21 protein-coding genes are annotated in these 26,006 nt (G+C 62.7%); 12 read left to right on the plus strand and 9 right to left on the minus strand.

Annotated elements, in window-relative coordinates; translation table 11 throughout:
• Nucleotides 1-55: 55 nt before the first annotated feature.
• From FFR93_RS15030 to FFR93_RS15040, 3 genes are read left to right on the plus strand one after another with little or no spacing between them, the layout of a single operon-like run.
• Complete coding sequence (locus tag FFR93_RS15030; protein ID WP_064706332.1) at nt 56-730, plus strand: ABC transporter ATP-binding protein; 675 nt, start codon at nt 56-58, stop codon at nt 728-730.
• A complete protein-coding gene (locus FFR93_RS15035) occupies nt 730-1,338 on the plus strand; it encodes an energy-coupling factor transporter transmembrane protein EcfT (protein ID WP_138393790.1) in 609 nt (202 codons plus the stop codon). Before FFR93_RS15030 ends, FFR93_RS15035 begins: the two co-directional genes overlap by 1 nt.
• A 24-nt stretch (nt 1,339-1,362) precedes the next feature.
• Nucleotides 1,363-1,926: a biotin transporter BioY gene (locus FFR93_RS15040; protein WP_138393791.1), complete on the plus strand. Its 564-nt coding sequence runs from the start codon at nt 1,363-1,365 to the stop codon at nt 1,924-1,926.
• A gap of 854 nt (nt 1,927-2,780) precedes the next feature.
• Here FFR93_RS15040 and FFR93_RS15055 read toward each other — a convergent pair.
• The 4 genes from FFR93_RS15055 to FFR93_RS15070 all read right to left on the minus strand — a co-directional run bounded on the left by FFR93_RS15055 (nt 2,781) and on the right by FFR93_RS15070 (nt 8,570).
• Nucleotides 2,781-3,884, minus strand: a complete 1,104-nt coding sequence (locus FFR93_RS15055; RefSeq protein WP_138393792.1) for a helix-turn-helix transcriptional regulator — start codon at nt 3,882-3,884, stop codon at nt 2,781-2,783.
• A 308-nt stretch (nt 3,885-4,192) separates the two neighbouring features.
• Nucleotides 4,193-5,542, minus strand: coding sequence for an SLC13 family permease (locus FFR93_RS15060; RefSeq protein ID WP_138393793.1), 1,350 nt, complete (start codon nt 5,540-5,542; stop codon nt 4,193-4,195).
• Nucleotides 5,543-5,634: 92 nt separating this feature from the next.
• Nucleotides 5,635-7,149: a malonyl-CoA synthase gene (locus tag FFR93_RS15065; RefSeq protein ID WP_138393794.1), complete on the minus strand. Its 1,515-nt coding sequence runs from the start codon at nt 7,147-7,149 to the stop codon at nt 5,635-5,637.
• A complete protein-coding gene (locus tag FFR93_RS15070) occupies nt 7,146-8,570 on the minus strand; it encodes a malonyl-CoA decarboxylase (protein WP_138393795.1) in 1,425 nt (474 codons plus the stop codon). Before FFR93_RS15070 ends, FFR93_RS15065 begins: the two co-directional genes overlap by 4 nt.
• Nucleotides 8,571-8,730: 160 nt before the next feature.
• On the opposite strand from FFR93_RS15070, the gene FFR93_RS15075 reads away from it, so the two are divergent.
• Complete coding sequence (locus FFR93_RS15075; protein WP_064706325.1) at nt 8,731-9,381, plus strand: GntR family transcriptional regulator; 651 nt, start codon at nt 8,731-8,733, stop codon at nt 9,379-9,381.
• A gap of 295 nt (nt 9,382-9,676) precedes the next feature.
• On the opposite strand, the gene FFR93_RS15080 is transcribed toward FFR93_RS15075, so the two are convergent.
• Nucleotides 9,677-10,078 (minus strand): thioesterase family protein, encoded by a 402-nt coding sequence (locus FFR93_RS15080; RefSeq protein WP_064706324.1) that lies wholly within the window; start codon nt 10,076-10,078, stop codon nt 9,677-9,679.
• Nucleotides 10,079-10,357: 279 nt separating this feature from the next.
• Here FFR93_RS15080 and FFR93_RS15085 point away from each other — a divergent pair, with 279 nt between their 5' ends.
• The 4 genes from FFR93_RS15085 (at nt 10,358) to FFR93_RS15100 (ending at nt 13,416) form a co-directional block, all read left to right on the plus strand.
• Nucleotides 10,358-11,293, plus strand: a complete 936-nt coding sequence (locus tag FFR93_RS15085; RefSeq protein WP_138393796.1) for a histone deacetylase family protein — start codon at nt 10,358-10,360, stop codon at nt 11,291-11,293.
• Nucleotides 11,294-11,295: 2 nt separating this feature from the next.
• Nucleotides 11,296-11,547, plus strand: coding sequence for an exodeoxyribonuclease VII small subunit (locus FFR93_RS15090; RefSeq protein ID WP_003545921.1), 252 nt, complete (start codon nt 11,296-11,298; stop codon nt 11,545-11,547).
• 88 nt (nt 11,548-11,635) lie between these two features.
• Nucleotides 11,636-12,403, plus strand: a complete 768-nt coding sequence (locus FFR93_RS15095) for an SDR family oxidoreductase (protein ID WP_138393797.1) — start codon at nt 11,636-11,638, stop codon at nt 12,401-12,403.
• 89 nt (nt 12,404-12,492) lie between these two features.
• Nucleotides 12,493-13,416 carry a pirin family protein gene (locus tag FFR93_RS15100; protein WP_138393798.1) on the plus strand — a complete coding sequence of 308 codons (924 nt, stop codon included), beginning with the start codon at nt 12,493-12,495 and terminating at the stop codon, nt 13,414-13,416.
• Between the two features lie 36 nt (nt 13,417-13,452).
• Here the strand turns inward: FFR93_RS15100 and FFR93_RS15105 are convergent, their stop codons facing one another.
• Nucleotides 13,453-15,432 carry a phospholipase D-like domain-containing protein gene (locus FFR93_RS15105; protein ID WP_138393799.1) on the minus strand — a complete coding sequence of 660 codons (1,980 nt, stop codon included), beginning with the start codon at nt 15,430-15,432 and terminating at the stop codon, nt 13,453-13,455.
• A gap of 263 nt (nt 15,433-15,695) precedes the next feature.
• On the opposite strand from FFR93_RS15105, the gene dxs reads away from it, so the two are divergent.
• A complete protein-coding gene (dxs, locus tag FFR93_RS15110) occupies nt 15,696-17,612 on the plus strand; it encodes a 1-deoxy-D-xylulose-5-phosphate synthase (RefSeq protein WP_064706319.1) in 1,917 nt (638 codons plus the stop codon).
• 347 nt (nt 17,613-17,959) lie between these two features.
• Here the strand turns inward: dxs and FFR93_RS15115 are convergent, their stop codons facing one another.
• Complete coding sequence (locus tag FFR93_RS15115) at nt 17,960-19,903, minus strand: methyl-accepting chemotaxis protein (protein WP_138393800.1); 1,944 nt, start codon at nt 19,901-19,903, stop codon at nt 17,960-17,962.
• Nucleotides 19,904-20,167: 264 nt separating this feature from the next.
• Between FFR93_RS15115 and FFR93_RS15120 the strand changes: the two genes are divergently transcribed.
• Both FFR93_RS15120 and FFR93_RS15125 read left to right on the plus strand, forming a co-directional pair.
• Nucleotides 20,168-20,914: a TlyA family RNA methyltransferase gene (locus FFR93_RS15120; RefSeq protein WP_138393801.1), complete on the plus strand. Its 747-nt coding sequence runs from the start codon at nt 20,168-20,170 to the stop codon at nt 20,912-20,914.
• Nucleotides 20,911-22,161 (plus strand): class I SAM-dependent RNA methyltransferase, encoded by a 1,251-nt coding sequence (locus FFR93_RS15125; protein WP_138393802.1) that lies wholly within the window; start codon nt 20,911-20,913, stop codon nt 22,159-22,161. The genes FFR93_RS15120 and FFR93_RS15125 overlap by 4 nt, the downstream gene beginning before the upstream one ends.
• A gap of 4 nt (nt 22,162-22,165) precedes the next feature.
• Here FFR93_RS15125 and FFR93_RS15130 read toward each other — a convergent pair whose 3' ends face one another.
• A complete protein-coding gene (locus FFR93_RS15130) occupies nt 22,166-22,921 on the minus strand; it encodes a crotonase/enoyl-CoA hydratase family protein (RefSeq protein WP_138393803.1) in 756 nt (251 codons plus the stop codon).
• Nucleotides 22,922-22,930: 9 nt separating this feature from the next.
• Nucleotides 22,931-24,706 (minus strand): acyl-CoA dehydrogenase, encoded by a 1,776-nt coding sequence (locus tag FFR93_RS15135; protein ID WP_138393804.1) that lies wholly within the window; start codon nt 24,704-24,706, stop codon nt 22,931-22,933.
• A gap of 206 nt (nt 24,707-24,912) precedes the next feature.
• Here FFR93_RS15135 and FFR93_RS15140 point away from each other — a divergent pair, with 206 nt between their 5' ends.
• Entirely contained in the window at nt 24,913-25,908 is a 996-nt protein-coding gene (locus tag FFR93_RS15140; protein ID WP_138393805.1) for a transporter, read from the plus strand.
• Nucleotides 25,909-26,006 lie beyond the last annotated feature (98 nt).

The following is a 26,006-nucleotide window of genomic DNA, read 5'->3' on the forward strand; positions in this document are numbered from 1 at the left end:
TCAAGCGCCGCATGATGTCGACCTCCTGTGTCGTCGCCGAATGCGAGGGACTGGTTTGGATATTGAATTCGAAAGTGCGGGTGTCAGTTTCGGGGCGCGGGTGGCACTGGAGCCGCTGACGCTCGGCATCAGCGGCAAACGCATCGGCGTCATCGGGCTGAACGGTTCGGGCAAGACGACCTTCGCGCGGCTGATCAATGGGCTGACCAAGCCAACCACCGGCCGCGTCATGGTCAATGGCCGCGACACGGCCGACGAGAAGGCTGTTGTCGCCGATGTCGGATTCATCTTCCAGTCGCCGCAGAACCAGATCATCCTGCCGATCGTCAAGGACGACATTGCCTTCGGGCTGAAGCGGCGTGGCTTCAGCAAAGCCGAGATCGAAGCAAGAGTCGAGGGCGTGCTTGCCCGCTTCGGCGCCGAGGCACTGGCCGATCGCCGCGCGCACGAGCTTTCCGGCGGCGAACTGCAGCTGGCGGCACTCTGCTCGGTGCTGGCGACCGGCCCCGGCATTCTCATCCTCGACGAACCTACCAACCAGCTCGACCTTAAAAACCGGGCGCTGGTCGAGAGGATCATCGCCGGGCTGCCGGAAAGCGCCATTGTCATCACCCACGACCTCGAGCTGATCGCCGGATTCGAGCGGGTGCTGCTGTTTCATCAAGGGCGACTTGCCGCCGACGCGCCGGCGGCCGAAGCCATCGCCCGCTACAGGGAGATCGCCGCCTGATGCAATCGCTCTACGTCGAAGGCAACAGCCGGATGCATCGGCTCTCGCCGCGGGCAAAGCTCCTGTCGCTGGCGGCCTTCGCAATCCTGCTGTTCATGAGCCACAATCTGCTTCTGCTCTCGGGCGCCGTGCTGGTGACGGCGGCCCTCTACGGCACGATCGGCCTGCCGCTCGGCGAGGCGTTGCGACGGCTGCGGCCGATCCTCCTGGCGATTGCCGTCGTCGGCCTCTTCAATCTCATCTTTAACCCATGGCAGGCGGCGCTCGTCCCCGTGCTGCGGCTGACGGCGCTGATGCTTCTTGCCGCCAGCGTGACGGCGACGACCACCATTACCGAGTTCATCGACGAGGTGACGGCGCTTGCCCGCCCGCTCGAACGCACCGGCCGGGTTCGGGCCGACGATATCGGTCTGGCTCTCGGCCTGGTGCTGCGCTTCGTGCCCGAAATCGTCGACCGTTACCAGGCGATCCGCGAGGCGCACACGGCGCGGGGGCTGAAGGTCCGGCCGACGAGTCTGCTTGCGCCGCTGATCATTCTGACGCTGAAGGACGCGGATAATGTCGCGGCGGCGATTGACGCGCGCCGCATTCGGCGGCATGGGAGTTAACGATTTCTTAATACGGAGTTCATGATGAGCACCCGCGACCTCGTCCTTACCGCCCTCTTTGCCGCGATCATCGTGGCGCTCGGCCTGCTGCCGCCGATTTCGCTCGGCTTCATTCCGGTGCCGATCACCGCCCAGTCGCTCGGCGTCATGATGGCGGGCGTCGTTCTCGGCGCCCGGCGCGGCGCGATCGCAGTGCTGATCGTACTGCTCCTGGTCGCGATCGGCCTGCCGGTGCTTTCGGGCGGCCGCGGCGGCCTGGCGATCTTCGCCTCGCCGACAGCAGGCTTCCTCGTCGGCTGGATCTTTGGCGCCTTCGTCACCGGCTACCTCAGCGAGCGTCTGGTCGACGACAAGCAGTCAGGCCTCGTACAGACGGTGAGCTTCTTCCTCGCGGCCATGATCGGCGGGATCGTCGCGCTCTACGCCTTCGGGATCACCTATCTCGCGACCGTCGCAGGCCTGGGCTTCACCAAAGCCTTCGTCGGCTCGATGGCCTTCATCCCCGGGGACGTGATCAAGGCTGTCGTCGCCGCCCTCCTCGGCCGCGCCGTCATGGCCGGTTATCCCCTGCTGCCGGCGCGCGCTTGAGCGCCTGAAGGCCTGAACCTGCAAAGCCGCAATGGCCGCCTTCTGCCTGAAGGCGGCCATTATGCATCAGCGGCTGTGCAACGATGCCCGGTCGATCCCGAAAAGAACGGATGGGTGTGCACTGAGTCAAAGGCCGAGTCGGGAACATATCCCGGCACGATCGCCAACCGGCTCTCTCCCATCAACTGCACCTAAGCCTGGGACTCCTTCGCCCGAAAACCGGCCGCGCGTTGCCAAGTCGGTCGAGGAGCCGTCGCAAGACGCTGCGGACCGGCGGCTCTCCCCATTTGCACACGGCGAGCGACATTGCGCAGACGATCGCGACGGCGAGAGCCTCTGACATTCCGGCCTGTTTGCCGGCATGGTAAGGAGTCGAATTCGGACAACAAAAAACCGCCGTGAGGCGGTCGGGCATTCTATCGATTTCAGTTGATTTAGTCACCTCCTCCACCGTCCCCGCCACCTCCATCACCGCCGTCGCATCCTCCGCCATCGGAGGCCTCGAACTCAACTCCGCCACCGCCTGAGCTGCGCCGGGTGTTTGCGGTGGTCTGAGCGGTTGCTCTTCCCGCGGTCAAGGCAAAGGCCATAAAGCCTGCCACGAGCATGATCGTCAGAAGAAATAAATCCAATCAGTTTCCTTTCGTTTGCTTCAGGAAATCTTGTTTCCTGATAAAAATAGTGGATTACTTTGCCGAAACTCGCAATAGGCGCGATATGAAATTTTTATGACAGCGTGGGCCACGTCAACCTGGAAGGACTAAATGTCGAGATCAACGTCCTGGCGGAGCCACATCTCAGAGGCGAACGCGCACAATAACGGGGTCCCGCCTGTTCCAGCCAACTGATTCCATTCAGCGCATCAGCAGCGACACAAGCCCGACCCGCGAATTGATCCCGAGCTTCGAATAGATGTTTCTGAGGTGCGTTCTGACCGTTTCGTAGCTGATGTCGTCGGCTATGGCCACTTCCCTTGCGGATTGGCCCGATGCAATGCTCGAGGCGATGCGGATTTCCGTTGCTGTCAGTTTATAAAGCTGCATCAGCAAATCTCGCCGCTCATAGAGCGGGCTGGCCACGGTCGGTTCGACGATCACCGCCACGGTCGGCCCCTCCACGAACTCCGTGAATGCATCGGACGGAAGCCGGACGAGGGTGATGCGATAATTGTTCTGGTTGCTGCCCTTGACGATCGCGGTGTGCGGTGTTGTCTGCACCCCATTTCTGGATGTCAGGAATTCGAGAACCGCCATCGACTTCTCGCATTGGAGCCGGAATTTGCCGTCCGCGGCGATCTGCACAGGCAGGCCGGCCGCCATCAAGGCCTCTGCGCTTTTATTCCAGCGGCGGGCTTTCCCCTGCTCCGAGACGTAGATCAATCCGACCCCGATGCTATCGAGCAGGGTCTGCGTTTCATGTTGGTGCGGCGCGAACAGATCGCGCTTGCGGATGAAGTCGAAGGCCCTCTTCAGATGCGGCGCGAGCTGCGTGTAAAGCTTGGCCGCTTCCTTGTTCAGATCGGCGTCCGCCGACGATGTGGATGTCGACAGGATGAAGGTGCGGCTTTCCTCCCGAATGATGGAAACGCCAATGCTCGTCTCGCATCCGGTCTGCCGCTTCAGCCAGTCGTTGTAAAACTCCGATCTGATGAGCTGCTCGCGCGGAAAGATCTCGTCACCACATAAGCCTTGGCCGACGGGCACGAGGCCCAGTCGTGGGATCCAGGGATTGACCGAGGCAAAGTGGCTGCGGAACTGATCGATCTCGGACTGAGAGAAGCCCGACATGAAAGGAACATGGGCAACGGACGAGGCCAGATCGTGGTAGTGGAGTGCAGCCTTGCCGCCGGGCGAGGTTTGCGCAAGACGGTCGAGAAAATCCTGCCAGCTACACTCTCCGAAGAGGCTTCCGTAAATCAAATCCGTCAAAAGCGATGCGACGTCGGCCGATTCAACCATGATCGATTTTCAACATACGAGATGAAACGTCTTCGGATAATGAATAGTGTTAAGTCCACGAATGCAACGGGATTCGCACATTCATGTCCCAAGACTGGTGAGCACCTCCAATTGCACGCCGATATCAGTGTTCTCGAGCGCCTGCGCCAACCAATACTTCAACCTCAGCGTGTTACATCTTCGGCGAACGTTGAATAGCTGCTCGACTCCTTCGGGTACTGGCGTTGAACTTGGAATGCCCTCGCCCGCACCTTGACCGCCGCAGGCGATGGACTGCGGCGGAAAGCGATGGGTCCGGCGGCCCGTCGTCAAACCAGCCCCGGCACGACGAACACCAGCCAGGCGACGATCGGGCCGATGATGGCAATCAACGCGCTGTAGATCAGCAACTGCCGCAGAACCTGCTCGCGCCTGTCATCCGGCGCATTGGCGACGACAAGCGCGCCATTGGTGGAGAATGGGCTGGTATCGACGATTGTTGTCGATATGGCGATGGCCGCGACCACGCCGACGGCGCTGACATGTCCCTGCAGCAGGAACGGAACGGCAAGGGGGATGATGGCGCCGAGCAGCGCCGTCGAGGATGCAAAGGCCGAGACAATGGCGCCGGTGAAGCAAAGCAGAAGCGCTACCAGCAGCGGCATGCCGAGACTGGAAATGCCGTTCGCGACATAATCGACCGTACCGGCCTTCTCCATGACGCCGACATAGGTGATGATGCCGGCAATCAGCAGCACGGTCGACCAGCTGACCTTGTCGATTGCCGCTTTTTGCGTTTTCGGGGACAGCAATGCCAGCGCGACGGCGACGGTCATGGCGACAAGGCCGACATTGAATTTGAAAACCAGAGCGCCGATGCCGAGCGCCGTCAGCCCGATCAGGGTGGTAATTCTCTCATTGTTCAGACGCAGCGTCGCAGCGGTATCTGCCGCCGTACCGTAGGCATGGTCCCTGATCGGCTTTGCCGGCGTGCCGCCGTGACCTCTGATCGACGCCGACACGCCTTCTGGATGCAGTTCGGGCAAGGGGCCAAGCGATGTTGCCGGCACGTGCTTCACGACCTTTGCGCCGCCGAAGGCGAAGAAGACCAGCACTGCGATCGCCAGGTTGAAGACAAAGCTCGAGAGAAACAACGACGTCGGAGCGAAAGGCAGACCGGCCTTCGCAACGATCTGATTGGTGATGCCGCCATAGATGCTGATCGGCGAAAAGCCGCCTGCCTGCGCGCCGTGGATCACCATCAGGCCCATCATGACCGGGTGAATGCGGTACTGGATGGCAAAACTCAGCGCGACAGGCGCGAGAATGGCGACGGCGGCAGGCCCAAGCGCACCGAAACCGGTAATGACGGCGGCGACGAGGAACATCACCCAGGGGATCAAGCCTATTCGTCCACGCACCATGCGAACAGCGCATTCGACCAGCCAGTCGATAGTGCCGTTGATCTGCGCGATGGCGAAGAGGTAGGTGACGGCGACGAGCGTCAGGAACAGATCGCTCGGGAAGCCGGCGAAAATATCGCCAGTCTTCATCCCGATGGTCATGGAGCCGAGCACGAAGGCGCCGGCAAAAGCGAGCGCTCCCATGTTGATCGGCTGGATCGTCGCAACGACGAACATGGCGACCAGCATGCCTATGGCCAGTATTTCAATACCCATGATTCCCCTCCCTCCGACGCCTCCAGCGCCGTAGTTGCTGTTTGCAAGATTATGCGAATGCCGACGCACCCTCCTCCCAGAGGGCGATCGCCTTACGTCCTGGTGTAAAGATCGGCGTATTGCTGCCGCAGGATGTTCTTCTGAACCTTGCCCATCGTGTTGCGCGGCAAGTCCTCGGCGAAGATGATGCGTTTGGGTTGCTTGTAGCGCGCGAGACGGTCTTGGAGCGCGCCGACGATGCTTTTTTCATCCAGGACGGCGCCAGGTTTGCGCACGACGACGGCGGTTACGCCTTCTCCGAAATCGGGATGAGGCAGGCCGATGACAGCGCTCTCAACCACGCCCTCGATCTGGTCGATCTCGCTCTCGACCTCCTTCGGATAGATGTTGTATCCGCCTGAAATCACGATATCCTTGCCGCGGCCGACGATATGGACATAGCCGTCCCGGTCGATCTTGCCGAGATCGCCGCTGATGAAGAACCCGTCGGCGGTGAATTCGGCCGCGGTCTTCTCCGGCATGCGCCAATAACCCTTGAAGACGTTCGGCCCCTTGATCTCGATCATGCCGGTTTCTTCAGGCGGCAGCACCTGTCCGGTGGCCGGGTCTGTGACGCGCACCGTCACATCAGGCAGCGGGAAGCCGACCGTTCCGGCAAGCCGTTTCCCCTCATAGGGGTTCGATGTGTTCATATTGGTTTCCGTCATGCCGTAGCGCTCAAGAATTGCATGGCCGGTCCGCGCCTGGAAGGCGTTATGCGTCTCTGCCAGCAGCGGCGCCGAGCCGGAGATGAAGAGGCGGATGTTGGCCGCCGCCTGCCTGTCGAAGCCGGGGCTTTGCAGGAGGCGCACATAGAAGGTCGGCACGCCCATCAGCATCGTTGCCTGCGGCATCAGCGAAACGACTTCGTCAGCGTCGAATTTCGACAGCAGGAACATCGAGGCGCCGGCGAGCAGCGTGACGTTGGTGGCGACGAAGAGCCCATGCGTGTGGAAGATCGGCAGGGCATGGATCAGCCGGTCGTCTGATGTGACGCGCCAGTAGTCCCGCAAGGTCAGCGCGTTCGAGAGCAGATTGCCATGGGTGAGCATCGCCCCCTTGGAACGTCCCGTCGTTCCCGAGGTATAGAGGATCGCAGCCAGATCATCGGCGGAGCGCGAGGCATCGACAAAGTCGGCCGGCTCGTCGCGCGCAAGATCGAGCAGCGAGCCGCTGCCGTCGGCATCGAGCGTTTCGACGATCGCGCGGTGGCGCTTGACGATCGGTTCCACGCCTTCGCGAGCGGCCGAGGCGACGACCACCAGACGCGGCTCCGCATCGCCGATGAAATAATCGAGCTCAGCCAGCGTATAGGCGGTGTTGAGCGGCAGATAGACCGCACCGCTTCGAAGGCAGGCGAGATAGACGATCAATGCCTCGGCGCTCTTCTCGACCTGCACGGCAACCCGGTCGCCGGGGCGAATGCCGAGCGCATCCATCGCGCTGGCAATGCGGCCGGAAAGGGCGAAGGCATCCTCATAAGTCCATCTGCGCCCGCTGCCGAGCCGAATGAACGCTGCGTCCCCAGGCGCGGCAGCCCGCATGGCATCGAAAAGATGGTTGCTCACTTTCGCCCTCCTCCAAGCGTGGAATTCATCAGTTGCACGAATGCTCGAGAACCTTGCTGGCCATTGCCGCCACGGCGGCTTTCGTCCTTCTGGCTGAGCAGGCTTTTGACGGCCGGCGAGGCAATCACTTCGCCCCGCTGCGCCAGCGCTTCGTGATTGGCCACGATGTCATCGAGCTTGTAGAGGTAGTTGACCATCAGGCCGTGCGCCTGCTGGATTGCCTTGGGCGAGCGGTCGCCGAGAAAATTCACGCGTTCAAGCCGAGCGCCGTTGCCGAGATGGAAGCGGGCGACGGGATCGACAGGACGGCCCTCCGGCGTCCGTTCGGTCAGGAAGTAGCGCGCCGCAAGCGGCAGCAACAAGCGCTCCACTTCGGCCGCGCCCTTCTCGCTGTCGGGCCAGTTCGGATCGTCGAGCAAGGCCAGTGTTTTGCGGGCGGCTTCAGACAGGACGCTGTCGGCACCCACGGCGCGTGCCTTGGCAAGCCAGCGGGCAAAGCCGGGGGCGGGCGACAGCGTGACGAAATTCTTCAGGCCGGGCAGGTCCTTGCGCAGATCTTCCACGACCTGCTTGATCAGGAAGTTGCCGAACGAGATGCCACGCAAGCCATCCTGGCAATTGGAGATCGAATAGAAGACGGCCGTCGTCGCCTCGTCGGCATTGATCTGCTCCCTCTCCTCGTCGAGTACATCGGCAATCGCCTTCGGCACGGATCGGGTGAGCGCCACCTCGACGAACACCAGCGGCTCGTCGGCCAGTCGGGGATGGAAGAAGGCAAAGCATCGACGGTCGGCCGGCGCCAAGCGACGGCGCAACTCCTCCCAGCTGGCGATCTCGTGCACGGCCTCGTATTGGATGATCTTTTCGAGGATGTTTGCCGGCGTTGACCAGTCGATGGGCCGCAGCGTCAGAAAGCCGCGATTGAACCAGGAGCCGAACAGATGCGTGAAATCGGCATCCAGCGCGCGGTAGGCTTCGGATCGGTCTTGGGAAGCGAGCAGCTGTTGACGCATGCGGACGAGCTTGGCCGTCCCGTTTGGCGCGTGGTTCAATCGGCGCAGGAGTTCCTGTCGCCGGGGCTCGGCTGCCTGGTGGAGCGCAATGACGGCGGTCGAACTCTTGTCGGTGCGGTAGCGTTCAATCGCCTGGTCGAGCTTGCTCACATCAGGCCCGAACCCTTCGTGAAGCATCTGGAGGAATGCCTGGGCGCCGTCGCTGTCGAGCGCTTCCCAGCGATCGAGAATCTCGGCCGCAAGCGCCATGCCGGATGCTTCACCGCGGCTCGAAAGCAGCATTTCACAGAGAGTGTGGAGATCGGCCTTGGCGGCGGCCTGGGTGTTACGGGAGCCGGAAAACAGCAGCTGCCTTCCGTGATCGGTAATGCTTTGCAGCATGTCGGTGAAGAAAGAAGCTTCGGGCATGCCATTCTCCTCACTTTCGAAGACACCGCATTCTGCAGCCGCTGGACATCGCTTCCCATAGCCGAGCTTCGCCGGTAGTATGTAGATTGCCATCTTTCGTACACGACGTCAACATTCGTGTATACAAGAATGGCGTTTATGTATGAAGGATGCGAGATAGATGTCCGAGAATGTCGGCCGGTGGCTTCGGGATGAGATTGAAAATGCGATACTTTCGTACGAGTTCGCCCCCGGCGAACGGCTTGATGAAACGGTGCTTGCCAATCGGTTCGGCGTATCGCGAACGCCGGTGCGCGAGGCGCTGATGCAGCTTGACGCGATCGGACTGATTGAAATCCGTCCGCGCCGGGGTGCGATCGTGATCGATCCGGGGCCGCACCGCATCTACGAGATGTTCGAGGTTATGGCGGAACTCGAGGGCCTGGCGGGGTCGCTTGCAGCACGCAGGCTGGACAAGGCGTCCCGGGAAGCGATCACCGCCACCCACGGCCGCTGCGAACAATCCGCCGGCGCCGGCGACAGCGATGCCTATTATTACGACAATGAGGAATTCCATAAGGCGATCTACGCCGCAAGCCGCAGCGATTTCCTCGAGGAGCAGTGCGTGCAACTGCATCGACGCCTGCGCCCCTATCGCCGCCTCCAGCTGCGCGTGCGCAACCGCCTCTCGACCTCCTTCTCGGAACATTGCGCCATCGTCGATGCGATCTTTGCCGGAAACGGAGACGAAGCCCGCCGCCTGCTGCGAACACATGTCGGCATTCAAGGCGAGAGGTTCAGCGATCTGGTCGCAAGTATGGCGGCCAGGTGACTGGACGCCCGACGAATTTCAAGCGGCTGAAAGCCGAGCCGCATCGCGGAGATCAAGGAGACCATCTGCGTAAAAACCGCAAGTAACGGCTCTTACTCTTGAGGTTCATCTCCATCACTCGGAGATACGGGAGGCTTTTGCTTGTCGGGCCACGCAGAATAAAGTGCTTTCCAGAAATCCCGCAGCGCCAGAAGCAGCGCGGCTCTCTGTGTTCCATACATGAACTTCGCGACGTCGTCGGCGTCCCACCGACCGGTCTCTTGCTCGTCCTTCATCGCTACCTGCCGCAACGCCCCTAATCCAAAAACCGATAGAGCCAGTCGCGGGTTTCCTCCGGCAGGGGGGCTGGCAGGTCGTCCTCTCTGCTGCGGGCCTGCCAGATGATCTCGACCTCGGCGGCGCGCTCCTCCCCGGTGTCGATCGAAACCAGAAAGCCGATGGAACGCACGCCGATCTTGTCGATGGCGGCAGTGAAGATCACCGGCTCGTCATGGTGCAGCGGGCGGTGAAGCATGCAGGAAATCTTGCTGGCGCTATAGACTGGTTCGTCATCTACATCTGGCCTTGCCGACCAGAAACTCGCAATGACGGATTCAGCGTAAGAAATATAGGAGGCCAGGAACATCTTGCCGTTCATATCGACATCGCGAAACGGCACGCGTATTTCCGTCACCCCAGGACGCTTTGACTCACTCATCAACAATACTGCCTTACAACACTCCCCCAAACAGACAATACTGCATAATTCGTTGGATCGAAACAGATTTCGCAAACGAATAGTCAATGGTTCAAAGTGTTAGTACCTGGTTTGCAAGTCCGACGGCGCGCGCCGGTGGGACGATGCGGTCGGAGCAAATATTGCGAACAACGGTCCGCGTCCCCAAGCGTGCCAAAGCGCCGCCGGAGCTTGTTGAAATCGGCGGGCAATGCCCCATCTGCTGTGGATCATGACAGAAGCGGCCGATAGAGTGTCTCCATGAGCACCCGTCTTTATGAACACCCGATCTTCCTGGAACATGTGACGCCCGCCGGCCATCCGGAGCGATCCGACCGCATCCGCGCCATCAACGTCGCGCTGGAACATCCGAATTTCGAGCGGCTGGAGCGCCGGCAAGCGCCTGAGGCGAGCGAGGATGCGGTGCTGCTCGCCCATCCGGAAGAGCATCTGACCGCGGTGATGCGAGAAATCCCCGAGGAAGATGACCGGATCAACCAGCTCGAAGCCGATACCTATGCGAGCGTCAAAAGCCTGCAGGCGGCGCTGACCGGCATCGGCGGAGCGATGGCGGCGGTGGACGACGTCTTTTCCGGCCAGGCCGACAATGTCTTCGTCGCCGCACGTCCGCCCGGGCATCATGCCGAGAAGATGACGGCAATGGGCTTCTGCTTCTTCAACAATGCGGCGATTGCCGCCCGCCATGCGCAGAAGAGGCATGGCGCCGAGCGCGTCGCCATCGTCGATTGGGACGTGCACCACGGCAACGGCACCCAGGATATCTTCTGGGACGACCCATCGGTGCTGTTCTGTTCGACGCATCAGATGCCGCTCTATCCCGGCACCGGCGCCAAGGAGGAGAAAGGCAAGCACAATACCATCGTCAACGCGCCGCTTTCGCCGAATGTCGGCAGCGACCATTTCCGCGAGGCGTTCAAATCGCGCGTGCTGCCGGCGCTGGACGACTTCCGACCGGATCTCATCATCATCTCCGCCGGGTTCGACGCACACCACCGCGATCCGCTGGCGCAGATCAACCTGACGGGCGAGGATTTCGACTGGGCGACGGGCAGAGTCCTGGAACTCGCCGACCGGCACGCGAAGAACCGGGTCGTCAGCCTGCTCGAAGGCGGCTATGATCTCGAAGGCCTCGCCGAATCGGCGGGCATGCATATTCTGAGAATGATGAAGGGTTGAGAATGACTGACAGCGCCAAGCCTGAAGTATCGGGCCTTTCCTTCGAAAAGGCGGTCGCCGAACTCGAAAGCATCGTTGCCCGGCTGGAACGCGGCGACGTGGCGCTGGATGAATCGATCGAGATCTATGAGCGCGGCGAGGCGCTGAAGAAACATTGCGAGACGCTGCTTTCGGCCGCCGAGAACCGCATCGAGAAAATCCGGCTCGACCGCGCCGGCAAGCCGCAAGGCGTCGAGCCGCTGGACGGCGCCTGAGGCGTACCAAAGCGCGCTTTCGAAGACGCTTGGCGACTGGCTTTCGGCCGTTCTATGATCCCCTTCCGGAAGCATCAGGGGACAGACAATGACGGACAGATTGAAGGGCAAGGTCGCCATCATTTCGGGCGGCGCGACCGGCATGGGGGGTGCTGCCTCGAAGCTGTTTGCGGCCGAAGGCGCGCGTGTGGCGATCATCGACCGCAATGGCCAGGCGGCCGCCGAGACCGTCAAGCAGATCCGTGATGCCGGAGGCGAGGCCGACTGCTGGACGGCGGATGTTTCGGAGGAAGACGCCGTCAATGCCGCCGTCGCGGGCGTCGAGGAGCGCTACGGCGCGGTGACCGTGCTCTTCAACCATGCCGGCACCATCGTCATCAAGCCTTTCCTCGAAACGACGCTTCAGGAATGGGACTGGCTGCATGCCGTCAATGTGCGCTCGATGTTCCTGATGACCAAGGCCGTGCTGCCGAAGATGATCACCGCCGGCGGCGGATCGATCGTCTGCACCTCGTCGATCTCGGCCGTCGCCGCGACCCCGATGGAAGTGCTGTACGACACGACCAAGGGCGCGGTGCATATGTTTGCCCGCGCCATCGCGGTCGAATTCCGCGACCGCAACATCCGTTGCAACGCCGTCTGCCCCGGCTTCATCCGCACGCCGCACGGCCTGCGCGAGGTCGCCGACCTGCAGGCGCTCGGGGTCGATGTTTCGGATGCCGCCATCGCCGCGCAGCAGGGGCGGATCGGCGAACCGGAAGACGTGGCGAGGGCCGCCCTTTATCTGGCAAGCGACGAATCCAGCTTCGTCAATGGCGCTCATCTTTTCGTCGATAACGGCTTCACCGCGATCTGACAACATGGAGCCTCTTCGGCACATCCTGTTGGACGCGCGACGCTACAGGCACTGTCAGTGGTCGATGTCACTGCAAGCGGAGATCCGTCATGTCCTTCTTTCCCGGTAAAGATCCCCTGGCCGGCGATGCCTTCGCCTGCGATGCGATCGAGAACCTGATCATCCCGCGTACGAGCGACATCGGCGGGTTCCAGGTGCGGCGCGCGCTGCCGACGCGGCAGCGGCGGCTCGTCGGGCCCTTCATCTTCTTCGACCGCATGGGACCGGCGATCCTGAAGCCCAACGAGGCGCTCGACGTCAAGCCGCATCCGCATATCGGCCTGTCGACGGTCACCTATCTCTTCGACGGCGAGATCCGCCATCGCGACAGCCTCGGCACCGAAAAGGTCATCCGTCCCGGCGATATCAACCTGATGACGGCCGGCCGCGGCATCGTTCATTCGGAACGCACGCCCGACAATCTGCGCGGCCATCCGCTGCTGATGTCGGGGCTGCAGACCTGGCTGGCGCTGCCCGACGACAAGGAGGAGATCGATCCCTCCTTCGCTCATACGGAAAAATCGGAAATGCCGCTGATCGAAACATCAGGCGTGCGCGGGCGCGTCGTCATCGGCTCGTTCGAAGGCATGACATCGCCGGTCGGCACGTTCTCCGACACGCTCTATGTCGATCTCAACCTGCAGCCGGGCGTCCGCTTCCCCTTCGGCGCGAACCATGAGGAGCGCGCTGTCTATGTGCTCTCCGGCGAGGTGGTAATCTCGGGAGATCGCTTCGCCGCCGATCAGCTGCTGGTTTTCCGGCCGGGCGATCCGATTACGCTTGAAGCCGGCGGCGACGGCTGCCACCTGATGCTCTTCGGCGGGGCGGCGTTGAATTCCAGACGCTATATCTGGTGGAACTTCGTCTCCTCATCGAAGGAGCGGATCGAAAAGGCCAAGGAGGAATGGCGCACCGGCCGCTTCGATATCGTACCTGGCGACGAAGAGGAATTCGTGCCTTTGCCGGAGGGGTGACGGCGGCGGCGCTCCGGCGGCAACCCTTTCCGGAATTCAACGCGTTGCGAAATAGCGCGTCAGCGCACCCTTCGTGCCAGCGACGTAGCGGTCCTGCCAGCTGTCATCGACGTTGAGAAAGCCCGACCAGCCCTTCTTGCCCTGACGCTTCAGCTCCGCCTCGACCGCACGGAAGCGGTAGTGATCGTAGACATCGAGGATGTGGACGGCATAGGCCTCGGCAAGCGCCCGGTCGCCTTTGACGATCAGCATGTTTTCGTCATTGGCGTAAGAGGCCTTGAAGCCGAGATTGTGGCTGCCGAGGACGACGACGCAGTCGTCCGACAAGGGATCGATCACCAGCACCTTGTCGTGAATGATGGCGCCGACCTTCTTGGCCGTCAGTTCCTCCGCGCCGAAATCCGCCAGGAGCTGGCGATCATCGATGCGCGAGGCCCGGACGATCGAGACATTCGCTTCATCGAACGTATGCGGCGAGACGGACGCTGTATCGTCGTCCTCATCGTCGGGATCATTTTTCTTGCCGGCGACGTAATTGGGCATGGCCTGGGGGCTGGAAACGGCGCCGGTGACGATCAGCTTCTGATCCTTCAGGCCGATATCGATCGCCTCGCCGACGATGCAATCCCTGCCGGATTGGCCGGGATAGAAGGCCAGAAACAGCACCGCGTGCTCGGCGCGTCGCATCAGCCGGTAGACCTCGCGAAGGTCGGGCGGCGTCTCCTTGCCCTTTCTTCGGCTTTGCATATTCGGCGAGAACCAGGCTTCGACCGAGGCGCCATTACCGGCAGGCACAATGAACGGCGTCTCGTTCGAGCGGCGAAACGCCTTGCTCTGCTGGTTGTCGGGCATGCCGTCGTCGAATTCGACGGGCGCTTCCAGCGTCGCATTATCTTCCAGCATTCGCTCCCAATAAGCGATGTAGGCCGCGGCAACCGCATCATTCCTGACGATCAACGCATTGTTGGACTGGCCGGCAAGGCCCGTCGCCGTCCAGTTGGTGCTGCCGGTGAACACGCTTCGTTCAGCGCCATCGGGCGGGATGTGGACGACGAACTTGTTGTGGCCGATCTGGCTGGAATTGTTGAACATGCGGTGGTGAATCTCGACGCCGGCATCGATCAGCGCCTGGCGTGCGTGCGCATTGCGCACATCCCAATCATCTCCTACCTTTCCCGTATTGGCGAGGATGATGCGCAGCTTGTCCTTGTTGGCAAGCAGCAGGTCGAGCAGTTCCTTATCCTCAAGCTCGTAGAGGGCGACAAGGAAGCGGCCGGGCGCATTCATGAAATCTCTGAGCATGGGAATGACATCGCCGGCAAGATATTTGCGGATGCCGTTCGACGGCGTGGAAATCATGTCGATCAGCTCGTTCGGCTGTTTCACACCGTCCTCCAAGAGCACATTTCTCAGCCACTGGGCGGCGAGGATGCCGTTGGTGAAGGTGGACTCAAACTGGCCGCGCTTGCGCGTCACATGGACCGGATTGGAGGCGACAGCCGGCCCGAGATAACCGAGCGGCCGCGGAGGCCCATCATAGGCCTTGACCGCGATTTTCTCGAAGGTTCCGTCAGCCTTCTCGATCGGCCGGCCATTTTCGTCCCGCTTGTTGATCTCGACGATCCGAGGCGTCGGATCCGGCGCGGCCTGCATGCCCGGCTTCAGATCACCGAGCGGACGGATCTCGTAACGCACGCGGACCTCGTCCGGTCGCCGTCTCATTTCGTTGCGCCGCTTGCGCAGCGTCAGATCGCGCCAGGAGAGCTTCTGCACGGGCCAGAGCGACGTCGTCTGCGGCAGCCAGTGCGGATTGCGCTGTCCCTTGAAGGCGACCCAGGCGGCGCAGGTCACCCGGTCCTCGCTGCCATCGGCTCTTGTCGCTACGTTTCCCTGCTCGTCGAGATAGACCCGGACGACCTCGAAGCCGAGGCACCCGTCGATCTTGTTGTCTATGTTCCAGGCCACATAGGCGACCTCGTTATTGACATAGGCATGCGCTGCAACAATCGTTCCCATGATCGGTCCCCCAGCCAGCGCGGCAACAGTGCTACCATTCCGTGTCATATTCAAGCTGCTCGCCGGCCTCTGCGCGTTCGATCGCCGAGGCAAAATCAGGCGAGTGCAACGCACAGAAATAGAAAGTGATATCTTCCGAAACCGCTCACACTTTTTTCCGCCATGCTCTAAGGTGAAAACCTTCGGTTCCTGAAATGCACTTGTTTTGCCCCGATCTAATCGAATAAAGCGAAACGAGGAAAAGCAAGAAAGAGCGCCCGCCCGTGACACAACTGCCGAAGACCCCCCTGCTCGACCAGGTCATCTACCCCGCCGACCTGCGCAAGCTCGAGGATCGCGACCTGCCGCAGCTTGCCCGCGAGGTCCGGGATGAAATGATCGATGCGGTGTCGCGCACCGGCGGCCATCTCGGCGCCGGCCTCGGCGTGGTCGAGCTGACGATCGCCATTCACAGCGTCTTCGATACGCCGAACGACCGGCTGATCTTCGATGTCGGCCACCAGTGCTATCCGCACAAGATCCTCACTGGCCGGCGCGACCGCATCCGCACGCTGCGCCAGGAAAACGGCCTTTCCGGCTTCACCCGCCGGGCCGAAAGCGAATATGATCCGTTCGGGGCGGCGCATTCCTCGACGTCGATCTCGGCCGGCCTCGGCATGGCGATCGCCGCCGATCTCGAGAAGACCGACCGCCGCGTCATCGCCGTCATCGGCGACGGGGCGATGTCGGCCGGCATGGCCTATGAGGCGCTGAACAATGCAGGTGCCCTCGATGCGCGCCTCATCGTCATTCTCAACGACAACGACATGTCGATCGCGCCGCCGACGGGGGCCATGAGCGCCTATCTCGCCCGCCTCGCCTCGGGGCGCACCTATATGGGCTTCCGCGATTTCGGCAAGAAACTGACGGCTTATCTCGGGAAGAACATCGACCGGGCGATCACCCGCGCCGTCGAGCACGCGCGCGGCTACGTCACCGGCGGCACGATGTTCGAGGAGATGGGCTTCTATCATATCGGGCCGATCGACGGGCACTCCTTCGATCACCTGCTGCCGGTGCTGCGCAATGTGCGCGACAATGCCCGCGGACCGGTGTTGATACATGTCGTCACTCAAAAGGGCAAGGGCTATCCGCCGGCGGAAGCGGCGGCCGACAAATATCACGGCGTCAATAAGTTCGACGTCATCACCGGCGCGCAGGCGCGGGTCAAGCCGAATGCGCCGAGCTATACGAGTGTCTTTGCCGAAGCGCTGGTGCAGGAAGCCGCCCTCGACGAGAAGATCGTCGGCATCACCGCCGCCATGCCTAATGGTACCGGCCTCGACAAGTTCGCCGAAGCCTTTCCGTCGCGCTGTTTCGATGTCGGCATCGCCGAACAGCATGCCGTGACCTTCGCCGCCGGCCTTGCGGCCGAAGGCTACAAGCCGTTCGCCGCGCTCTATTCCACCTTCCTGCAGCGCGCCTATGACCAGGTCGTGCACGACGTGGCGATCCAGGGCCTGCCGGTGCGTTTCCCGATCGACCGCGCCGGCTTCGTCGGCGCCGACGGGCCGACCCATGCCGGCTCCTTCGACACTGCCTTCCTCGCCACCCTGCCCGGCTTCGTGGTGATGGCGGCGGCCGACGAGGCGGAACTGAAACATATGGTGCGCACGGCCGCTGCCTATGACGCCGGGCCGATTTCCTTCCGCTATCCCCGCGGCGAAGGTGTCGGCGTCGACATGCCGGCCCGCGGCGAAATCCTGCAGATCGGCAAGGGCCGCATCGTCAAGGAAGGCACCAAGGTGGCGCTGCTCTCCTTCGGCACCCGGCTTGCCGACTGTCTGCTCGCCAGTGAGGATCTCGAAGCCGCCGGCCTTTCGACGACGGTCGCCGATGCGCGTTTCGCCAAGCCGCTCGACCACGACCTGATCCGCCAGCTTGCCCGCCACCACGAGATGGTGATCACCGTCGAGGAAGGCTCGGTCGGCGGCTTCGGCAGCCAGGTGATGCAGTATCTTTCAAGCGAAGGCCTGCTCGACAACGGGCTGAAGATCCGCTCGCTCGTCATGCCCGATATCTGGATGGAGCAGGCCAAGCCCGAAGCGATGAACGCTCATGCCGGGCTCGATCGCGCAGGCATCGTCTCGACGGTGTTCCGGGCGCTCGGGCGCGGGGTTGCCGTTGGGGTTGCGGGGTAGGTGAATTGTGAGGGTGTGCCGTGTGGCCCCCTCATCCGACGGCCGGCACAGACAGGGACGAGTGCTGAAGGTGATTGAGCCATCAATCGCCAAGGGCGCAACCCTTCTTATTTGCCGCCTATTTGCTGCCTCCCATCACTGTACTTGCTCCAGCAGCCACCCCACCCTCCGTCATGCTCGGCCTTGAGCCGAGCATGACGGAGGGTGAGGAGATGCCGCAGCCAAACACGCCGGCTAAACAGCGGATAACCTTATTTTTTTCGTGTCAATCATAGTGGTCCCAAACGAAAAGGGCGGCACCACCGCGCCGCCCTCTGTATTTCAGCTCCTTCCGAAAAGCGGCGCTCTCAGAACTCCGTCCAATCTTCCTGAACCGCAACCGCCGCACTCGCCTGTCTGCCGCCGAAGGCTTTGCTGACCTTGCTGGCGAGCGCGCGGGCCGGTGAGGCGACCGGCCGCGAAGCCGGCGTTGCGGCGGCCGTCTTCTGGGCCGGAGCGGCAAGCTGGGTTCCGAGCTTGAACTGGCGCAGCAGTTCGTCCAGGGCGCTTGCTTCCTGGGCGAGCGCATGGCTTGCGGCGGTCTGCTGCTCGACCATGGCCGCATTCTGCTGCGTGCCCTGATCCATGTTGTTGACAGCGGTGTTGATCTCCTGCAGCCCGATCGACTGCTCGCGCGTGGCGGTGACGATCGCGTTGACGTTGCGGTTGATCTCCTGCACCTCGGCAACGATGGCTTCCAGCGCCTTGCCGGTTTCGCCGACCAGCGACACACCGGTCTGGACATGCGTACCGGAATTGGTGATCAGGTCCTTGATTTCCTTTGCAGCCTTGGCGGAACGCTGCGCCAGTTCGCGCACTTCCTGAGCGACGACGGCAAAGCCTTTACCTGCCTCACCGGCACGTGCTGCCTCGACGCCCGCGTTCAACGCCAAGAGGTTGGTCTGGAAGGCGATGTCGTCGATGACGCCGATGATGTTGGAGATTTCGCCCGAGGACTTTTCGATCTGCTGCATGGCCGAGACCGCCTTGCGGACAACCTCCCCGGATTTTTCGGCCCCGAGGCGCGTGCGCTCGACGAGGTTGCCGACATCCTCGGCGCGCTTGGCACTGTCGCGCACCGTCGTCGTCACCTGCTCGAGCGCAGCGGCGGTTTCTTCGACCGCGGCGGCCTGCTGCTCGGTGCGATGGGCAAGATCGTCGGCGGCCGAGCGGATTTCACCGGCGCCGGCATTGATCGCCGAGGCGTTGCGGCCGACCGACTGGAGGGCTGCCTGCAGCTTTTCGACGGCATTGTTGAAGTCGTTGCGCAGACTGTCATATTGCGGCGCGAACGGCGTCTGTATGCGGGCGGCGACATCGCCGACGGCAAGGCCGGCAAGGCCACCAGCCAGGGCGTCGACGGCGTGGCGAAGCTCGCCTTCCTCGCGCGCCTTCTGCTCATCGCTTGCCTGGCGCTGGCGCTCGGCGTCATCACGCATACGGTCGGTCTCACCGGCAAGGCGCAGCTTCTCGATCGCCGCCTGCTTGAAGACCAGCACCGACTGGGCCATGCGGCCGATTTCGTCACCTCGCTCGACAGCCGGAACCTCGATATCGTTCTGACCGCCGGCGAGGCGATCCATGGCCGCGGTCATGCCGACGACCGGGCGGACGATGGTGCGCGACATCAGCCAGGCGAGAACGGCGGCGGCCAGCGAGGCGATGACGCCACCGGCAAGCAGCGTTACCTTCAGATCGCTGTTGGCATCGGCCCGGACCGCTGCAAGCGCATTCGACTTTTCGCGGGCGGTGGCCTTGATCTTGGCGGACGCCTGGCGGAAACCATCGAGCTGGCCCTTGGTGGCGTTGACGCCGATCTTGACGACCTCCTCGATCGGCATGTCGGTTTCCTTGCGCGCCTTGGTCTGCGGTTCGGCAAGTTCGTGGAAATAAAGGTCGGCCGCCTTCTGCATGCCGTCGATCATCTCGACCAGCTGCGGCTCGCCGGCCGCCGTCTGCTTGGCGGCGGCGATCGCCTTCAGCATGCGCTCGCGATTGGCGAAGACATCAGCATAGGTGCTGTCGCTGCGGAAGAGAATGAAGCCGCGCAGGTTGACCGCCTGCTCGAGCATTGCCTGCAGCGCATCGTCGATCTGGTTGACGAGCAGCTCCGACTTTTCCTGCTCGGCGGAAGCGGCCCCCGACGCCGTCGCCTTGGAATAGACGAAAGCCGAAACGGACATGAAGATCAGAATGAGGGCTGCGAACGTGGCCGCAAGCTTCCCGTTCAAGGATATGTTTTTAGCAGACATCGGTGAATTTCTCCTGGCGACAGTCGACGCGGCGAGAGACGGTCGCGCGCAAGACGCAACCGCAAAGACTTGGAATCGGAAACATGATCGGCGGAAGACGCCTGCGCCTTCATGGCACCAAGCAGTTCGGACGAACCGCTGCAATCGAGACGACCCTATGCGGGCAGGCTTTAAATTTGTTTAAATCGCGCGTGACAGGAATTGCCTGCAGTTGTCGGGAATAAAAGACTTGCAAGCGGCGGCTTTGCCGGTCATTCACAGCCGATGTCCGATCAGAACAGCCAACGCCTCGACCAGCTTCTCGTTTCCCGCGGCCTCTTTGCCAGCCGCTCGCGGGCCCGCGACGCCGTGCAGCGCGGCACCGTGCGCATCGCCGGACAGGTGGTGACGAAGGCGGGCGCGCTCTTCGGCGCGGACGCGGTGATCGAGATCGACGATCCGGCGCAGGATTACGTCTCGCGCGCCGCACTGAAGCTCGCTGCCGCTCTCGACCATTTCCGGCTCGACCCGGCCGGCCACCACTGTCTTGATATCGGCGCTTCCACGGGCGGCTTCACCGAAGTGCTGCTGCAGCGCGGTGCCGCGCATGTCACCGCCATTGATGTCGGCCATGCGCAGATGCATCCGCGCATTTCGGCCGATGCCCGGGTGACGAACCGGGAGGGTCTCAACGCCCGCCATCTGACCGCCAGCGATATCGGCGATCCCGCCACCTTCATCGTCTCCGACGTCTCCTTCATTTCGCTGAAGCTGGCGCTGGCGCCGGCGCTCGATCTTGCCGCGCCGGGCGCCGTCGCCGTGCTCCTGGTCAAGCCGCAATTCGAGGCCGGGCGCGAGGCGATCGGCAAGGGCGGGCTTTTGAAGGACCCTTCCTCCGCTCCCGCGGTAGCCTCCGAGCTGGAGCGCTGGTTCACCGAGGACATGTGCTGGAAAAGCCTCGGCCTCATCCCCTCGCCGATATCAGGCGGCGACGGCAATCAGGAATATCTTCTGGCAGGATTGAAACCGTGAGCACCGAAACCGTCACAATCGAGAAACTCGGCGCCCAGGGCGACGGCATCGCAAGCCATGCCGACGGGCCTGTCTACGTGCCCTTTTCTCTGCCCGGGGAAACAGTGGCGATCGCCCGCGTCAAAAGCCACGGCACGATCATGTCGATCGCAGCGCCCTCACCCGACCGGCAGGAACCGCCCTGCCGGCATTTCGGCCCCGAAGGCGTCAACGGCACCTGCGGCGGCTGTACGCTGCAGCATCTGGCAGACGCGCCCTATCGCGCCTTCAAGCGCCAGCTGGTCATCGATGCGCTGAAATCCAAGGGGTTGACGCCTGATGTCGGCGAGATCGTCCCGGCCCACCCGGGCGAGCGCCGGCGCCTGGTGTTTGCGGCGCGCAGGACCGAAAGGGATATGCTGATCGGCTTCAACCAGGCCGAAAGCCATCATATCGTCGCCATCGAGGAATGTCCGATCTCCTCGGCGGGCATCGTCGCCCGGCTGCCGGCGATCAAGGCGATCGCCGCGTCGCTTGCAACCAGTGCCGAGCCCTTCCGGGTCGCGGTGCTGGAAACGCTCTCCGGCCTCGACATTGCGGCCGACGAGATCAAGAAACTCTCCGACCCGCAGCGGCGCAAGGCGATCGAGACCGTGCTCGGCCTACGCGGCATCGCCCGCGTGACGGTAAACGGGGAAATCCTGGTCGAGCCGTCGAAGCCGCTCATCGATTTCGGCGGCGTTTCGGTTTCGCCGCCGCCAGGCGGTTTTGCCCAGGCGACCAAGCCGGCGGAAGAGGCGATGGCCGAGCTGGTGCTTGCCCATGCCGGCAAAGCGAAACGGATCGCCGATCTCTTTGCCGGCGCCGGTACGTTTTCACTCAGGCTGGCGCGGATCGGCCGCGTCCATGCCGTCGAAGCCGAGGCAAAGGCGCTTGCAGCCCTTGACCAGGCCGCCCGCAAAACCCAGGGCCTGAAACCCGTAACGATCGAAAAGCGCGATCTCTTCCGCCGTCCGCTGATGACGCAGGAATTCAAGCCCTATGACGCCGTCGTCTTCGATCCGCCGCGGGCCGGCGCGGAGTTCCAGTGCAAGGAGCTGGCCCGCTCGGCGGTTAAGAAGATCGCCGCCGTCAGCTGCAATCCGCTGACGCTGGCGCGCGATCTGGCGATCCTTGTCGAGGGCGGCTACCGCATCACCGGGGTGACGCCGATCGACCAGTTTCTCTGGGCCTCGCATGTCGAGGTCGTGGCGACACTGGAGAAGTAGAGCCTCAGCGACGCATGAAGGCTTCGAAAGCGGCCCGCGCCTCTGCACTTTTCAGCCGGGCTGAGAAATGGCGGGCCTCTTCGTCGATACGGGCGATGATCTCCTCGCGCGGGCCGCGGACGAGCTCGCGGGCGATGCGCAGCGCCTCGGGCGGCTTGGCAGCCAGCCGAGCGGCGATGTCGAGCGTCAGGGCGTCGACGTCGCCGGGATCGGCCACCTTCCAGACAAGACCGGCCTCACGAGCTTCTTCAGCGCTGAAGGCTTCTCCGGCGGCGAGCATGGCAAAAGCCCGCTGGTGGCCCATGATGCGCGGGCCGATGAGGCTGGAAGCCGCCTCCGGCACCAGCGCCAGATCGACGAAGGGTGTTCGGAATTGGCTGCGGTTCGAGGCGATGGTCAGGTCGCAATGGAGATGGATCGTTGTGCCGATGCCGATTGCCAGGCCGTCGACGCCCGAGACGACTGGTTTTTCGGCGTTAACAAGCGCATAAAGGAAGTCGAGGATCTCCTGGCCGAGGCCGCCGCCGCCAATTGCGGCAGAGAGAAAATCATTGAGGTCATTGCCGGCCGAAAAGCAGCCTTCCGTGCCGAGAAAGGCCGTCGCCCTGATATTCGCGTCTGCATTGGCGGCGTTCAGCGCATCGGCCATGGTGCGATACATCGCGCGCGTGATCGCGTTCTTCTTTTCCGGTCGGTTGAAGCGGATGAGCTGGACGCCGGGATGGGCGGAAGGCTGCTCGACGATGATGTGATCGGTCATGGAATCTCCTCAGGCAAGCAGAATACGGGCTGCGGCAAGACTTGGCGCGCCGTTGACGACGCGGTCGCGAAGGGCTGCGGTCTCGGCAAGCAGGTTTTCGGCGGCGAAGCGGCAGAGCGCGATGCGACCCTCGCCTTTGCCGTCGCCGCTCTCGGCCAGGCCACCCTTGGCGAGATAACAGCCGGTGAGCACTAGGCCGAACAGGCGCTGATAGGGTGTGGCGCCGGCGAGCGCTTCAGCGGTCCTGTCATCTGCCAGCGCCTTCAGGAGCCAGGCCGTGGCCTGCTCAAGGTCGGCGATGGCTGCATCGAGCCGCGCGGCCGTCTCGCCGAAACCGTCGAGATTCGAGCGGCGGACGCCGTCGGCGATCTCCTTCAATTCGGCGATGAAGCCCTTCACCTGATCGCCGTCGGAAAGCGGCAGCTTGCGAGTGACGAGGTCAATCGCCTGGATGCCGTTGGTGCCCTCGTAAATCGGCGCGATACGGGCGTCGCGGAGATAACGGGCCGCACCCGTCTCCTCGATGAAACCCATGCCGCCATGCACCTGGATGCCGAGCGAGGCGACCTCGACGCCGGCATCGGTTGAAAAGGACTTGGCGATCGGCGTCAAAAGCGCGGCGCGCTCCTGCCAATGGCGGCTGTCGCCTGCCCGGCGAGACATGTCGATCGCGTGGGCGCAGGCATAGGAGATGGCGCGCGAGCCCTGGGTCAGCGCCTTCATTGTCAGAAGCATGCGGGCGACGTCGGGATGCTCTGCGATCGGGCTCATGCCGATCCCCGCCCAACCCGGAGCCTTGCCTTGCGTGCGCTCGCGGGCATAGGCGAGAGCCTTCTGGGTGGCGGCCTCGGCGATCGCCACACCCTGCATGCCGACCGCCAGGCGCGCATTGTTCATCATCGTGAACATGCAGGCGAGCCCCTTGTTCTCCTCGCCGACCAGCCAGCCGATCGCCCCCTTTTCCTCGCCGAACCGGCCGTCACCATAGATCATGGTACAGGTGGGCGAACCATGGATGCCGAGCTTGTGCTCCAGCGAATGGCAGAAGAGGTCGTTGCGGGGGCCTAGCGAGCCGTCGTCGTTCACCAGGAATTTCGGCACCAGGAAGAGCGAGATGCCGCGCGTGCCGGCCGGCGCATCCGCAAGCCGCGCCAGCACCAGATGGATGATATTGTCGGCCGCGTCGTGTTCGCCCCAGGTGATGAAGATCTTCTGACCGAAAATGCGATAGCTGCCGTCGGGCATTCGCTCGGCCCGCGCCTTAAGGACCCCGAGATCGGACCCGGCATGCGGCTCGGTCAGGTTCATGGTGCCGGTCCATTCGCCCGACACCATCTTTTCCAGATATTTCTCCTTGAGCGCCGCACTGCCATGGGTGCTGACCGCCTCGATGGCGCCCATGGTCAGCGTTGGCGCCAGCGCAAAGGCCATGGAGCCGGAATTCCACATTTCGAGCGCCGCTACATTCAGCATATGAGGCAGCGCCTGGCCACCGAAAGCCTCCGGCGCCGTCAGGCCGTTCCAGCCGCCCGCGATCCAGTCGCGGTAGAGATCACGCCAGCCATCCGGCAGCCGGACCTCGCCATCAACAAGGCGGGCGCCCTGGCGGTCGCCGATTTCGGCGAGAGGCGCCACTTCCTCTGTAGCAAAACGTCCTGCCTCGGCGAGGATGGCGTCGACGAGGTCGTCGCCGAGATCTCCGAAAAGACCATTCGACATCGCCTCGCCCATGCCGGCTACATGTTTCAATGTGAACGCGATTTCCTCGACGGGCGCCTTGTACATGCTTCCTCCTCCGTGGGGTGCCTGCACCTCATGCAAAGCCCTCCTCGGCAAGGGCTAGTTGATTTTTACGTAAACGTCAATTTTGATTCACGCGCCGCCATGCGATATATCGCCGTGATGGCGCTTTGCTCTTGCACAGTTGCACACATGGACGGCATTGAGAAACTCAAGACAATTCTATCGCCCTCGCAAAGGATCGGCGACCAATGGATACTTTGCCCGTCAACATACCTGGTTTCGTCTGGGCCTATCGTTTCTCGCCGGAGGAAAAGACGGCCGTGCGGCTGACCAACAGCGCGACTGTGGCGGATCTGACCGCGGAGAACTGTTTTTACTGGCTGCACCTCAACCTCGTCGACGCCCGTGTGCCGGCCTTGCTCGAGACGCTCGACGGTCTGACCGAGGAGGCGAAATCGGCGTTGACGACGCATGACACGCATGCGGCGCTGACCGTTGACGAGCAGATGCTCTACGGCACGCTCGTCGACTGCCAGCGCGATTTCGCCCAGGACACCAATAATCTCGGCTGGCTGCATTTCGCCATGTCCGACCGCTTCATCATCACCACGAGGCTGCAGCCGCTGCGCAGCGTCGAGCGGGCGCGCACGCTGATCGAGAAGAATCCAGGCAAATTCTCGCGGCCGGTCGACCTCTTCGAACTGCTGGTGATCGAATTCCAGCGCACGCTGATCGCGATCGTCATCGAGCTCACCGAGGAGCTGAACCAGATCGAGGATATCGTCTACGACAACGCCCCGCGCGACGAGCGCCGGCGGCTGGCCCCGGTCCGGCGAACCGTTGTGCGGCTGCACCGGCATCTGCGCACCCTGCTGGCGCTGATGCGCCGTGCGGCGGCGGCCGACGAAGACGAGATGCCCTTCGGCTTCGACGATGTGGCGCGGCGGCTGACGAGCCGGCTCGAAACGGTCGACCACGATGTCTACGCTCTGCAGGATCGGGCCCGCCTGCTGCACGAAGAAATCGATTCGAAACAATCCTCCGAGACTAACCGTCACCTCTATCTTCTGTCGATCATGACCGCCTTCCTGCTGCCGCCGACGCTGGTGACCGGTTTCTTCGGCATGAACACCGCCAACCTGCCCTTCGCCGTTGGCGACTACGGCACGGAATATGCCTTCATCCTGATCATCGCCTCGATCGCCTTCGCCTGGTGGCTGCTGCGGCGGGTGAACATTCTTTGAGGGTGAGAGTTCGACGTGACTGTCGGGAGGCGCAGTCGCTTCTATACCATCAAACGTCGCGGTACTTGCCACAGAGATCACCCAACGCTCCGTCATCC

Origin of the sequence: Rhizobium sp. MHM7A (assembly GCF_005862215.1) — a bacterium.
In the GTDB taxonomy this organism is placed as follows: Bacteria; Pseudomonadota; Alphaproteobacteria; order Rhizobiales; family Rhizobiaceae; genus Rhizobium; species Rhizobium bangladeshense.